Genomic DNA, 15,450 nt, shown 5'->3' with positions numbered 1-15,450 from the left:
GGAGAGGTACAGCTCGCCCGGTACGCCGATCAGGACCGGCTGCAGGCGGGCATCGAGCACGTACGCGCCGCTGTTCCAGGCCGGTGCGCCGATCGGCACGGTCTGGGCGGGCTGCTCGGCCACCTCGAAGGAGGTGATCGAGACGGCGGCCTCGGTCGGGCCGTAGAGGTTGAACAGCCGGGCGGACTGCTCCCGATGCTTGTCCAGGAAATCCACGGCGGTCGCGGCGGGCAGCGCCTCGCCGATGGCCAGCACGGCCCGCATCGAGGCGGGCAGCGGACCCGCGGTGAGCAGCATGCCGAGCAGTGACGGCACCGGGTGCAGCACGGTGACGGCGTGCCGCTCCATGAGCTCGCGCAGGCGGTCCGGATCGCGCTCGTCGCCGGGCGCGGTCACCACCAGGCTGCCGCCGGTGGTCAGCAGCGACCAGAATTCCCACACCGACAGGTCGAAGGTGGCGGGCGTCTTCAGCAGGGCGCGATCGCTCGCGCCGAGCTCGAAAGTGCCTCGCAGCCACTGCAATTGGTTTGCGATGGCGGCGTGCGGCACCGCGACGCCCTTGGGCGTGCCGGTGGAGCCCGAGGTGAAGATGAGGTACGCGGGATTGTGCTCGCGCAGCGGGCTGACCCGCTCGCCCTCGGTGATCGGCGCGGCCGAGTAGGCGGTGTCGTCCAGGCGATCCACCCGGTGCACCGGCAGTACGGTCTCGAACGGGACGCCGTCGGCGACCGTGGTCAGCACGCAGACCGGCGCGGCCGTATCCACGATGTGGGTGATGCGCTCGGCCGGATGGTCCGGATCGATGGGCACATAGGCGCCACCGGCCTTGACCACCGCGTACATGGCGACCACCAGCTCGATGGAGCGGCGCATGGCCAGCACCACGGTGCGCTCCGGGCCGACGCCGCCGGCCAGTAGCAGCCGCGCCAGCCGGTTCACCCGGGCGTCGAATTCCGCGTAGCTGAGCGAGATCTCACCATCGGCACTGAGCAGTGCGACGGCGTCCGGGGTGGCGGCGACCTGGCTGTCGACCAGATCCACCAGGGTGACGGGATCGACCGCGCGCTCGGTGGCATTCCACTCGGTGAGCACCTGGCGGCGCAGTTCCGCGCCCAGCAGATCGATCTCGCCGACCACCGTCTCCGGTTCGGCGGCAACGGTTTCCAGTACGCGGCGCAGTGCGGCGCTGAAGCGCGCCGCGGTCGCCTCGGTGAACAGGTCGGTGGCGTAGCCCAGGGTGAGGTCCATGCCGGCGGGCACACCGGCCGGGCCGTAGTGGTCTACCGCGAACAGGTGCAGGTCGAACTGGGCGATCTCATTGTCGAATTCGACCTCCGTGACCGACAGGCCGGGCAGCCGCAGGGCAGCCCGCTCATGGTTCTGGAAGGACAGGCCGACCTGGAACAGCGGGTGCCGGGCGGTGGAGCGCTGCGGGTTCAGCACCTCCACCAGGCGCTCGAACGGGACGTCGGCATGGGCGAAGGCGGCGATATCGGCGGTCCGGACCCGGTTCAGCAGTGCCGAGAACGGTTCGGCGGCAGCGATTTCGGTGCGCAGCACCAGGGTGTTCACGAACATGCCGATGAGGTCGTCCAGTGCCGTCTCACCGCGACCGGCGATCGGGGTGCCGACGGTGATGTCGGCGGTGCCGGACAGCCGGGCCAGCAGGGCGGAGAACGCGGCGTGCACCACCATGAAGAGCGTGGCGCCGTGTGCGCGGCCGACCCGGGCGAGGCGGGCGTGCAGTTCGGCGTCGACGGGAACGGTGATGTGCTTGCCGCGCAGGCTCTGCCGGGCCGGGCGCGGGTGATCGGTGGGCAGATCCAGCTGATCGGGCAGACCGGCGAGGGTGTCGTGCCAGAACGAGATCTGCTGTGCCGACAGCGATTCGGCATCGTCCTCGGTGCCCAGCAGGGCACGCTGCCACAGGGCGTAGTCGGCGTACTGCACGGACAGCGGCGACCACACCGGGGCCTGGCCCGCCAGATGCGTGCCGTAGGCGTGCATGAGGTCGCGCACGAACGGCACCACGGAGGAACCGTCGGCCGAAATATGGTGCAGGGCGCCGGCGAAGACGTATTCGGTGCGACGGGCATCGGTGATACGGAACAGGCGCAGGCGCACCGGCACCTCGGCGGTGACGTCGAAGGCGGCGGCCAGCTCCAGAATGCGCTGCGGCAGTTCGGCTTCGGTGATATCGATCGGCTGCAGCGCCTGCACGGCCCGCTCGGCGGGCAGGATCACCTGCACCGGACCCGATTCGGTCTCGGGGTAGACGGTGCGCAGGGTCTCGTGGCGGCCGACCACGGCCGCGACGGCGGCCTGCATCGCGGCCACATCGAGTTCACCGGTCAGGCGCAGGGCCAGCGGAATGGTGTACGCGATCGAATTGCCGTCGAAGCGGTTCAGGAACCACATGCGCTGCTGCGCCGGTGAGAGCGGCAGCTGCTCCGGGCGGGTCCCGGCGACCAGCGCCGGACGCAGAACCGCACCGGTTGCGGCGCTGACCCGGGCGGCGAGATCCCCGACCCGGGACGCCTCGAACAGCAGCCGGACGCCGACCGTGCCGCCGAGCAGACCGCTGAGCCGGGCGGCCGCCTTGGCGGCCAGCAGCGAACTGCCGCCGAGCTCGAAGAAGTCGTCGTCCAGGCCGATGCGCTCGACACCGAGCAGATCCGCGAAGACATCCGCGATGGTCTTCTCCGCGGGAGTCGCGGGAGCACGGAAGACCTTGGCCTCGAATACCGGCGCGGGCAGCGCACGGCGGTCGAGCTTGCCGGAAGCGTTGAGCGGGAGGGCATCCAGCACAACGAAGGCGGCGGGGACCATATAGCCGGGCAGGGCGGCGGACAGGGCGGCCCGCACCGAGTCGACATCGATGGCCGCGGCGGCGGCGATCAGGTAGGCGACCAGCTGATCGCCGAGGCGCTCGTCCGGGCGGACGACCACCACGGCCTGGGCGACGGAATCCAGTGCGGTGAGCGCGATCTCGATCTCGCCGAGTTCGATGCGCAGACCGCGCAGCTTGACCTGGAAATCGGTGCGGCCGAGGTATTCCAGCTCGCCCGCGGCACCCGATTCGCCGCTCCCGGTGGTCCACTTGACCAGATCGCCGGTGCGGTACATGCGGGCGCCGGCGGCGTACGGGTTGGCGACAAAACGATCCGAGGACAGATCGGTGCGGTCCAGGTAGCCGCGGGCCAGCTGATCGCCCGCCAGGTACAGCTCACCCGGGATGCCGGGCGCGACGGGGTGCAGGCGCGAATCCAGCACGTACAGCTGGGTATTCCAGACCGGGCGGCCGATCGGGACGGAGGCGAGGTCGGCATCGATGACCTGGTGATGGGTCACGTCGACGGCGGCCTCGGTCGGGCCGTACAGATTGTGCAGCGCCGCGCCGGTCGAGGCGCGCAGCTGCTGCGCGGTGCTCGCGGGCAGGGCCTCGCCGGAGGCGAAGACCTGGCGCAGCCGCAGATCCGCGGCCGGAGCGTCATCGAGGGCGGCGACGAAGAGCGAGAGCATCGAGGGCACGAAGTGTGCGACGGTGATGCCCGCCTCGGCGATGACCCGCACCAGATAGGCCGGATCACGATGGCCGTCCGGCTTGGCGACGACCAGGCGAGCGCCGGTCTGCAAGGGCCAGAAGAACTCCCAGACCGAGACGTCGAAGGTGGCCGGGGTCTTCTGCAGGACGGCGTCGTCCGCGCCGATCGGGTATTCGCTCTGCATCCACAGCAGGCGGTTCACGATCGCGCTGTGCTCCACGGCCACACCCTTGGGGCGGCCGGTCGAACCGGAGGTGAAGATGACATAGGCGGTGTTCGAGGGCCGCAGCGGGACAGGGCGTTCCGCGGCGGTGACCGGCGTGCTGTCGTAGCCGGTGAGGTCCAGTGCGTCCACGGCGAGCACGGGGGCGATGTCCTCGGTGCGGAAGTCGTCGCCGGTGGTGGTCAGGATGACGACCGGGCGCGCGGTGTCCAGCACGTATTCGATGCGGTCGGCGGGCTGATCGGGGTCCAGCGGTACGTACGCGCCGCCGGCCTCCAGCACCGCGTACATGGCGACGACGAGATCGACGGAGCGGCGGATGGCCAGTGCGACAGTCGATTCCGCGCAGACACCCGCGTCGATGAGTCTGCGGGCCAGGCGGTGCACGCGGCCCGCCAGGTCGGCATAGGTCACGGTGGTCTCCCCGAAGACGACCGCGATCGCCTCGGGAGTGGTCCGCACCTGCGCGTCGAACAGCGAAACCAGGGTGGCGGCGGCGCCTTCCGGCAGTTCGAGTTCGCGAGTGGTGGCATTCCATTCGGTCAGCACCCGGGCCCGCTCATCGGCGCGCAGCAGCTCGATATCGCCGACCGCGACGGTGCAGTCGGCGGCCACGGCCGCCAGCACCTGCTCGAAGCGGCGCGACAGCACGGCAATGCTCTCGGCGTCGAAAAGGTCGCGGGTGTAGGTGATTTCGATATCCAGGCCACCGGTCTGCCCGCCGTCGGAGCAGGTCTCGGTGACGGTGAACTGCAGATCGAATTTGGCCACGCCCGATTCGATCTGCGCGGGCGCGGCCAGCAGTTCCGGCAGCACCAGGGTGGGCAGCGGGAAGTTCTGGAAGGTCAGCGCGACCTGGAACAGCGGATGCCGGTTCTGCGCCCGGGCGGGGGCGAGCACCTCCACCAGGCGTTCGAACGGCACGTCGGCGTGCGAGAGCGCCGCGATGTCACCGGCGCGAACACCGGCCAGCAGGGTGTCGAATCCGGCGGCCGGATCGACCTCGGTGCGCAGTACGAGCGTGTTCACGAACATGCCGACCAGACCGTCCAGTGCCTGCTCACCACGACCGGCGACCGGGGTGCCGATGGCGATGTCCGAGGTGCCGGACAGCCGGGACAGCAGCACCGCCAGCGCGGCGTGCACCGTGCTGAACAGGGTGGCATCCAGTTTCTGGGCCAGGGCGGCGAGCTCGGCGTGCAGGTCGGCGTCGACCGTGCTGCGGTGGGTGCCGCCGCGCTGCGTCGACACCGCCGGGCGCGGGCGGTCGGCGGGCAGATCCAGCTGTTCGGGCAGGCCGGAGAGCCGGGTGCGCCAGTAGTCCAACTGCCGTGCCGATTCCGAGTCCGGATCGGCGTCCGAGCCCAGCACCTCGTGCTGCCAGAGGGCGTAGTCGGCGTACTGCACGGGCAGCGGCTGCCAGTCCGGAACCGCGCCGGCGTGGCGGGCGGTGTACGCGGTCATGAGGTCGGTGGCGAGCGGGCCGAGCGAGTAACCGTCGGCGCTGATGTGATGCAGCACCAGGGCCAGTACGTGATCGGTCTCCGACACCGTGAACAGTGCGGCGCGCAGCGGGGTTTCGACGGTCAGATCGAAACCGCGGGTGGCGGCGGCGACCAGCCGGGCATCCACCTCGGACTCGTCGATGCGCTCGGCGGTCAGGGCCGGAAGGCTCTCCGCGACACCGCGAATCACCTGTTCCGGTCCGTTCGGACCGTCCGGGTAGACGGTGCGCAGGGTCTCGTGCCGCTGCACCAGATCGGCGAGCGCACCCGCCAGCGCGGCAGTGTCGAGCGCACCGGAGAAGCGGATGACCAGCGGGATATTGTCCGCTGCCGCACCGGGACCGGAGGTCTGCTCGGCGGACCAGTACCGGTTCAGGAACCACATGCGCTGCTGCGCCGGCGCCAGCGGCAGCCGGGCCGGGCGGGTCCGCCGGGTCAGTGCCAGTCGCGCACCCGCGCCCGAGACCTCGTGCGCATACGCGGCAAGCGCTGCCACACTGCGTGTTTCGAACAGCGCGCGCACCGGGATCTCGCAGTCGAGGGCCACACCGAGGCGGGCGACCGCCCGGGCCGCCAGCAGTGAGCTGCCGCCCAGCGCGAAGAAGTCGTCGGCCGCGCCGACCCGCTCGATGCCGAGCAGTTCGGCGAAGACCTGTGCCACCGCCACCTCGGCGGGCGTGGCGGGCGCGCGGTAGGCGGCGGTTTCGAAGGCCGGGGCCGGCAGGGCGGCGCGATCCAGCTTGCCGTTGACGGTCAACGGGATTCGGTCGATGACCACCAGGGCGGCGGGCACCATGTGCTCGGGCAGCCGCCGGGCCACCGCCTGGCGCAGGACCGAGGTATCGACGGCGGAGTCGGTCACCACGTAGCCGACGATCCGGCCCTCGGCGACGGTCTCGTCATGGCGGACCACCACCGCCGCGGCACGCACGTGCGGTTCGTCCAGCAGCGCGGCCTCGATCTCGCCGAGCTCCACCCGGAAGCCGTGCAGGTTCACCTGCTGATCGGCGCGGCCCAGGTACTCCAGCTCGCCCTGTGTGGTCCAGCGGGCGAGATCGCCGGTGCGGTAGGCGGATTCGCCGGGAGCGCCGAACGGGTCGGCCACGAAGCGGGCCGCCGACAGCGCCGGGCGGGCCAGGTAGCCGCGGGCGAGCTGCCCACCGGAGACATAGATCTCGCCGGGAGCGCCGACCGGAACCGGGCGCAGCCGCGAATCCAGCACGCGCACCGTCAGACCCGGCAGCGCGCCGCCGATGACACTGGCGGAACCGGTTTCGGCGGTGATGAACCGATGCGAGACGTGCACCGTGGTCTCGGTGATGCCGTACATATTCACCAGCGCGGGGGTCTGCGGATGACGGGCGAACCAGTCGCGCAGGCGCGCCGGTTCCAGCGCCTCGCCGCCGAAGATCACCCAGCGCAGCGCCAGATCGTCGAGGTCGTGCGCCTGATCGGCGGCGATCAGCTGGTAGAAGGCCGACGGGGTCTGGTTCAGCACCGTAACCCGCTGCGCGGCAAGCAGTTCCCGGAACTGCTGCGGCGAGCGCGAGGTGAAGTAGTCGATCACCACGACGCTGCCGCCGGACAGCAGCGGCGCCCACAGCTCCCACACCGTGAAGTCGAAGGCGTAGGAGTGGAACATGGTCCACACGTCCGACGGCCCGAATTCGAAGAGGCGCTGCGTATTGTCCAGCAGCCGCACCACATTCCGGTGCGGGATCAGCACGCCCTTGGGGCGGCCGGTCGAGCCGGAGGTGTAGATGACGTACGCGACATTGCCCGGATCCAGGGGCGCGCGGCGGTCCTGATCGGTGACCGGGCCGTCGGCGAAACCGGCCAGCTCCACGGTGTCCAGATCGAGCAGCGGACCACCGAACCAGCCCGCGGGCAGATTCGCGGCGGCACTGGTGATGGCGCAGACCGGGCGGGCATCAGCGAGCACGTACTCGATGCGGTCCGCCGGGTAGTTCGGGTCGATGGGCAGGTAGCCGCCACCGGCCTTGAGCACCGCGAGCAGGGCGACAACGAGCTCCTCGGTACGCGGAAGGGCCACCGCCACCAGCGATTCCGGGCCGACACCGGCGGCGATGAGCCGGCGGGCGAGCCGGTTGGCGCGGGCATCGAGATCGCCGTAGGTGAGGGTGACCTCGCCGGAGCGGACCGCGGGGGCCTGCGGGTCCAGCAGCGTGGCCCGCGCGAAACGTGCTGCGAGCGTGTCGTCTTCGGAGCCGTCCGCACCGGTGACCGACCATTCGTGCAGTACCCGCTGCCGTTCACCGGCATCGAGCACCTCGATATCACCGACCGCGATCTCCGCGTCCGCCGTCACCGCCGCGAGCACCCGCTCGAACCGGCGCGCCAGCACCGCGATGCCCTCGGCCTCGAAAATATCGGTGGCATAGGTGAATACGGCGGAGAGGCCGCCGTCGGTGCTGTCGGCCAGCGTCAACTGCAGATCGAATTTGGCGGTGTGGGTGTCGATATCCAGGCGCGACACCCGCAGGCCGTCCAGCGCCAAATCGGCGGTGGCGGTGTTCTGCAGATCCAGCACCACCTGGAACAGCGGGTGCAGGCCCGGCGTGCGCACCGGATTCAGCGCCTCCACCAGGCGTTCGAACGGCACATCGGCGTGCGCGAAGGCACGCAGATCGGTATCGCGCACCGACGCGACCAGCTCGGCGAAGGAGCCGCGCGGCGCGACCTCGGTGCGCAGCGCGAGAGTATTGACGAACATGCCGACCAGGCCGTCCAGCGCCTGCTCGCCGCGACCGGCCACCGGGGTGCCGATCGAGATATCGGACTGCCCGGAGGTTTTCGCCAGCAGTGCGGCGAAGGCGGCGTGCAGCACCATGAACAGCGAGGCGTGCGTCTGTTCGGCGATCTCGCGCAGTCGGGTGTGCAGTCCGGCGTCCAGGGCGAATTCGTATCGCGCGCCGTGGCCGGAAGCGACGGCGGGGCGGGGCCGATCGGCCGGCAGCGCGAGTTCCGGGGCCAGCCCCGACAGCTCGTCGCGCCAGAAGCGCAACTGCTGCGCCAGTACCGATTCCGTATCCTCGGCGGCGCCGAGCAGCTCACGCTGCCACAGCGCGTAATCGGCGTATTGCACCGGCAGCGCGGGCCACTGCGGCGCGGTTCCGGCGCGGCGCGCGGAGTAGGCGGCCATCAGGTCGAGGGTCAGCGGTGCGATGGACCAGCCGTCGGCGGCGATGTGGTGCACCGCGAAGACGAGCACGTGCTCGGTATCGCCAGTGGACGCGGGACGCAGCAGCGTCAACCGCAGCGGCGCTTCGTCGCCGACCGCGAACGGGGTGGTCGCGAGTGCTCGAATGCGCTCGTCGAGGGCAGCCGGATCGACCTCCTCGGCGATGAGATCGACGGCGGACTCGGCGATCGGCAGCACCCGCTGGTAGCCGATGCCGTCCACCGCCGGGTAGACGGTGCGCAGCGTCTCGTGGCGTTCGATCACATCGGTGAGGGCCGCGGCCAGGGCGGCGCGATCCAGGGGCCCGGTGAGCTGGATGGCGGCGACCAGATTGTCGGCCACCGAATCGGTGTCGAAGCGATTGAGGAACCACATGCGCTGCTGCGCGTAGGACAGCGGCACCAGCTCCGGCCGCTCCCCCGCCACCAGCGGCGGGCGGCCGCCGGTGCCGGCGAATTCGGCCAGCGCGGAAGCGAGTTCGGCGACCGTCCGGGCGTCGAAAATCAGGCGCACGGGCACCCGGGCGTCCAGGGCCGCACCGAGCCGGGCCGTCAGCCGGGTCGCGATGAGCGAATTGCCGCCGAGTTCGAAGAAGTCGTCGTCCGCGCCGATCGGGGTGGTCAGGCCGAGCACCTCGGTGAAGGCGGCGCCGACCAGACGCTCCGCCGAGGAGCCGAGCGCCCGGAACTCGCGCGCCGCGAACTCCGGCACCGGAAGGGCGCGGGGGTTCAGCTTGCCGTTCGGGGTCATCGGCAGCTCATCGAGCACCATGAACGCGGTGGGCACCATATGCGGCGCCAGGCGGCCCTGCAGGCTCGCGCGCACCGTCTCGACGGGCACCCCGGCCGCGGCATCGGCCGCGACCAGATAGGCGACCAGCTGATCACCGCGGGCGGCATCGCTGTGCACCACGACCACGGCCTGGCGCACCTGCTCGTGCTCGGCCAGCACGGCCTCGATCTCGCCGAGTTCGATGCGGTAGCCGCGCACCTTCACCTGGGAGTCGTTGCGGCCCAGGTACGTCACGGTGCCGTCGGCATTCCAGCGCACCAGATCACCGCTGCGGTACATGCGCTGACCGGGCGCCCACGGGCAGGCCACGAAGCGGTTCGCGGTCAGCTCCGGGCGGCCGTGGTAGCCGCGCGCCAATTGCGCACCGGCGACGTACAACTCACCGGTGGCGCCCACCGGCACCGGCTGCAGCGCGCTGTCGAGCACCCATTCCCGCACACCGCGGATCGGACGGCCGATATGGACGGGCTCGCCGGCCCGCAGCGGCTCGGACATATTGACCACAACGGTGGTTTCGGTCGGGCCGTAGGCATCGACGATGATCCGGCCGGCCGCGATCCAGCGCCGGACCAGTTCCGCCGGAACGGCTTCGCCGCCGACCGCGATCGACTGCACATCGGGCAGCGTCGCGGGATCGAGCGAGGCCGCGGCCGAGGGGGTCATACCCAGATGGGTCACCCGCTGCGCCCGGGCGAAGTCGGCCAGTTCCGCGCCGACCGTGACACCGGCCGGCGCGATCACCATGGTGGCACCGGAATTCACGGCCAGCAGCAGCTCCATGACCGAGATGTCGAACGACGGCGAACCGACGCTCAGCACCCGCGCACCGGGATGTCCGAAGTAGTGCGCGGTCTGCTCGGCCGCCAGGCTCACCAGCGCCGCGTGCGTGACGAGCACGCCCTTGGGCAGACCGGTCGAACCCGAGGTGTAGATGGTGTAGGCGATGTGCTGCGCGTGCAGCGGCCGCACCCGGTCCGCATCTCCGATCGGCGTGTCTTCGAAAGCGGCACAGGCACTGCGGAACTCGGGATCGTCGAGCAGCAGCCAGGGCAGTACGGCGGGCATGGCGGCATGGGCCGCGACGGTGGTCAGACCCAGCACCGCGCGCGAATCGGTCACCATGTGGGTGATGCGCTCGACCGGATAGCCCGGATCCACCGGCACCCAGCCCGCACCGGACTTGATCACGGCCCAGACGGCGGTCACCTGTTCGATCGAGCGTGGCACACCCACGGCGATCAGATCGTCCGGACCCACCCCGCGACTGATGAGCAGGCGCGCCAAACGTGATGAGGCAGCGTCGAGTTCGCCGTAGGTGAGGGCGCGACGTTCGTCGCAAATGGCAATATTGTCGGGATCTGCCTCGACGGCTTCCTCGAGTACGCCGGGCAGTAGCCCGGTGGCTGCCACCGCGCCACCGGAGCGGGTGGTGAGGTCGGTGTACTCGAGCTCGGAGAGCAGGGGGAGCTCGGCGACGACGGTCGCGGGAGCGGTGACGGCGGCCTCGAGCAGACGCAGGAAGCGCCCGGCGAGAACGGAAATGGAGGCGGGGTCGAAGAGATCCGTGGCGAAAGAGAATTCCGCGTGAATCCCCGCCGGTGCCGGACCTTCCCCGGGACCGGCACCGGCGAAGCTTTCGGTGACCGCGATCGATAGGTCGAACTTAGCCACTCCGGTGTCCAGCGTACCCGCCGTGGCAAGCAATCCGGGCAGTTCGACACCGATATTCCCGACGCCGGTGAAAGACAGCGATACCTGGAAGACCGGATGACGCGCCTGCGAGCGTGCCGGATTCAGGACCTCGACCAGCTGCTCGAACGGCACATCGGCGTGTGCGAAGGCGGCGAGATCGGATTCCCGTACGGCGCCTAGGAATTCGGTGAAGGGTACGCGCGTGTCGAGCTGCGTGCGCAGCGGCAGGGTGCCGACGAACATACCAATCAGTTCGTCAAGTTCACGTTCGCCGCGACCGCCGACCGGCGTGCCGATGACAATGTCGTCCTCGCCGGAAAGCCGCGAGAGCAGCACCGCGACCACCGCGTGCACCAGCATGAAGGCCGAAACACCCTGCTGCTGAGCCGTTTCCAGCAGCTTTACGTGGAGACCGGCCGGTATCTCTAGCTGATGCACACCGCCACGGCCACTGGCCACAGCCGGGCGCGGCCGATCCGACGGCAGATCCAGCTGCTCCGGAGCGCCCGCGAGGGTATCGGTCCAGAACGACAACTGCTGCGCCAGCAGGGAATGCGGATCCGCGGCATCGCCGAGCCGTTCCCGCTGCCACAGTGCGTAATCCGCGTACTGCAGCGCCAGCGGGGTCCAGCCCGGAGCATGCCCCTCGCGGCGAGCGGTGTAGGCGTTCACCAGATCCCGCGCCAGCACCGGCAGCGACAACCCGTCGGCGGCGATGTGGTGCAGCACAACGGCCAGCGCATGTTCGTTAGCTGAAAGATTGCTATCGTCGACTACCTGCCCCTCGGCAAACACCTCGAAAAGGCGGGCCCGGAACGGGATCTCGTTCTCCAGGTCGAATCCGCGCTCCGCGAAACCGCGCAATTCGGCATCCAGGTCCGCCGCCGCGATCGGCTCGACGGACACGATCAGGTCGGTGCCGGCGATCAGGCCCGCACCCATCGACTCGAAGTCCGCCATGCCGACATCCGGCAGCGACAATTCCGCGAACGACTCCAGCACGAACGGGGACAGCACGGCCGCCGGCAGCACCCGCTGGGCCGGACCGGCCGGGGTCTGCGGGAAGACGGTGCGCAGCACCTCGTGCCGCGCCACCACATCCGCGACCGCCGCGCGCAGCGCCGCCACATCCAGGTCGCCGCGCAGGCGCAGGGCGAACGGCATGTTGTAGTCGGCGCTCGCGGTATCGAAGCGGTTCATGAACCAGATGCGCTGCTGCGCGGGCGAGAGCGGCAATACCTCCGGGCGCTCCCGGACGGCCAATTCCGGTACCGACGTACCGAATTCGGCATCGTCGTCGAGGAATTGGCGCTCCACCAGAGCCGCCAGCGCGGCCACCGTGGGTGCGCCGAAGATCTCGCGCAGGCCGATCCGGCACCCCAGATCGCCGCTCAGCCGCGCCGCCACCCGGGTGGCGATCAAGCTGTTGCCGCCCAGGGTGAAGAAGTCGTCGTCCAGGCCGATGCTCTCGCGCTCGAGCACCTCACCGAAGACGGCCGCCACCGAACGCTGCACCACCGATTCCGGAGCGCGGTAGCGGACCACCGTGCGCTCCGGATCGGGCAGCGCCCGGCGATCCAGCTTGCCGGAGGAGTTCAGCGGCAGGGCCTCGAGCCCGACGAATACGGCGGGAACCATGTACGCGGGCAGCGCCCGGGCCGCCTCGGCCCGCAACTGGGCGGCGGGCAGCACACCCGGCTCGGACGGCACCACGTACGCGACCAACTGCTCATCGCGCACCAGCACGACCGCCTGGCGTACGGAATCGATTGCCGCCAGCACGGTTTCGATCTCGCCCAGTTCGATGCGCAGGCCGCGCAGCTTCACCTGGAAGTCGGTGCGATCCAGGTAGCGCAGTTCGCCCTCCGGCGTCCAGCACACCAGATCTCCTGTGCGGTACATCAATTCACCGGGGCGGCCGAGCTCCTCGGGTCCGGCGAACGGGTCCGCGAGGAACCGTTCGGCCGTCAACCCCGGTCGCGCCACGTAGCCCCGGGCGAGCTGAACCCCCGACAGATACAGCTCACCCGGGGTCCCCACGGGGACCGGCCGTAGACGTGAATCGAGCACGTACAGCCGGGTATTGGACACCGGGGCGCCGATCGGCACACCGTCGATGTCCAAGTCTGTGACCTCATGGAAGGTGACGTCGACCGCCGCCTCGGTGGGGCCGTAGAGATTGTGCAGCCGGGCGCCGGTCAGCGCGCGCAGGCGCTGCGCCGTCGCGGCGGGCAGCGCCTCACCGGAGGCGAAGACCAGGCGCAGCCGCATGCCGCGCGCGGAGGCCGCGACCAGCTCGCCGACGAAGACCGACAGCATGGCGGGCACGAAGTGCGCGACCGTCACGCCCTCAGCGGTGATGGCCTGCGCCAGATACGCCGGATCCCGATGCCCGTCCGGTGTCGCGACCACCATGGTCGCGCCGATCTGCAAGGGCCAGAACAACTCCCACACCGATACGTCGAAGGTGGCGGGCGTCTTGTGCAGCACCACATCGGCCGCGGTGAGGCCGTACTCGGCCTGCATCCAGACCAGGCGATTGACGATGGCCGCGTGGCTGACCGCCACACCCTTCGGCAGACCGGTGGAACCGGAGGTGAAGATGACGTACGCGGTATTCGAAGGGCGCAGCGGCGCAAGCAGTTCCGACGGCGCGAGCAGCGCGTCGGAGTAATCGGCGAGGTCCAGTTCGTCCAGGCACAGCACCGGCGCGTCGAAGTCGGCCGCGGGCCGATCCACGGTGCTGGTCAGCACGACCGCCGGTCGCGCGGTGGCCAGAATGTGCCCGGTGCGCTCGGCCGGATGATCCGGGTCCAGCGGCACATAGGCCGCGCCCGCCGCCTGCACGGCGTAGAGCGCCGTGACCAGCTCGGGCGAGCGGCGCAGATGCAGCGCCACCATGGTCTCCGGACCGACTCCCAGCGAGATGAGATGGCGGGCAAGGCGATTCACGCGACCCGACAGTTCGGCATAGGTGAGTTCGGTGGCCGGTTCCCCGGCGTAGCGCAGCGCCACCACGCCCGGGGTGCGCGCCACCTGCGCCGCGAACATCGACACCAGCGTGGCCTCGGCGTCCGCCGGGCGGCGGGTGTCGTTCCAGATCCGCAGGCTCACTTCGCGTTCCAGCTCGGTGAGCACCGGGACGGCGGCGAGCGGCGCGGCGGGATCCAGCTCCAGCAGCCGCTCCAGGAAAGTGGTGAAACGCGCGTGATGCCTTGCGAGTTCGTCGGTGCCGTAGAGGTTCGGATTGGCCTCCAGCTCCAGCGTCACCTTGCCCGCATCGGCGTAGTACATCTGCAGGCCCAGATCCTCGAGCGGGCCCGAGCTGACCATGTGGAAGCGCGCGGGCGCACCGTCGATCGACAGGGTGACGTCGAACATCATCAGGTTCACCTGCGGACCGAACAGCGCCCGCCGGGTCTGCTGCCCGTCCCGGTCGACGTCCCGGCGAATGTCCTCGGCGCGGTAGCGCTGGCGGCGCACCGCGGCGGACAGTTCGGTCCGGGCGGCTGCCAGCAGATCGGCCCAGGTGGCCGCCGGGCCGATCGCCAGCCGCAGCGGCACGATATTCGAGAGCATGCCTCCCGACCGCCGGGTCAGATCATCGGTACGCGCCGTCACCGGCAGGCTGATCGCCACTTCGTCCCGATCGGTGAGCCGCGCCAGGTATGCGCCGAAGGCGGCGACCACGACGGCGGCGAACTTCACCCCGTGCGCGGCGGCGACCTCGTGCAGCCGCTGCAGCACCCGCGGCGGCAGCAGCCGGCCGAGTCGCAGATTGGTGGCCGCGGCCGGGGCGGTGCGCCGGTTGAGCGTGGTGGCCTCCAGGCCGCGCACCCGGCCGGCCCAGTACTCGCGGTCCTCGAGGAAACGCTCGCTGTCGCGGTAGTCCTGTTCGCCGGCGACCAGCTCGCGCAGCGAACCGGGCTCGATGACGGACGGTTCGACACCGCTCATCAGCGCGTTGTATCGCTCGGTCATGCGCATCATGGTGGTGAGGGCGCCGAAACCGTCGATCACGATGTGATGCGCACGCAGGTACCAGAGGTGATGGTCGTCGGCGACCCGCAGCACCGCGCTCGCGAACAGGCTGCCGTGCAGCAGATCCACCGGAGCGGTGTAGTCGGCGCGCATCCAGGCTTCGGCGGCGGCCAGCGGATCGGCGTCGGCACGCAGGTCGATCAGGGGAACGTCGAACCGATTCCCGGTGTCGACGAATTGCCGGGGCTGCCCGTCGATCTCGACCAGGCGCACCACGAGGGATTCGAATTCCTGGATGGCGGCATTGATCGCCTGCTCGAGCACCGGTGCGTCGAGCGGTCCGCGCACATCCACGTAATTGACCACATTGAGCGGAACCTCGGGATCGAGGAGCTGTGCGTACCACAGGCCGAGCTGCCCGGGCGTGAGGGGAAACGGTTCCGATGCGGGGGGACTGCCCACTCCGCGATCGCTGCCCGCTCCGACTCCACCCAACTCCGTACCCTGCAC

At 70.2% G+C, this 15,450-nt stretch carries 1 protein-coding gene (cut by a window edge); it reads right to left on the bottom strand.

Going from position 1 to position 15,450, the window contains the following annotated elements; genetic code table 11:
- On the bottom strand, nt 1-15,450 hold the 5' portion of the coding sequence (locus ABZX86_RS37645) for a non-ribosomal peptide synthase/polyketide synthase (protein WP_355130821.1). Its footprint begins 2,520 nt before the window's first position; the window shows 15,450 of its 17,970 coding nt (coding positions 1-15,450); its start codon is at nt 15,448-15,450; its stop codon lies beyond the left edge, outside the window.

The sequence above is a fragment of the Nocardia sp. NPDC006630 genome (assembly GCF_040611495.1).
In the GTDB taxonomy this organism is placed as follows: domain Bacteria; phylum Actinomycetota; class Actinomycetes; order Mycobacteriales; family Mycobacteriaceae; genus Nocardia.
This window is presented reverse-complemented; position numbering and strand designations above follow the sequence as displayed.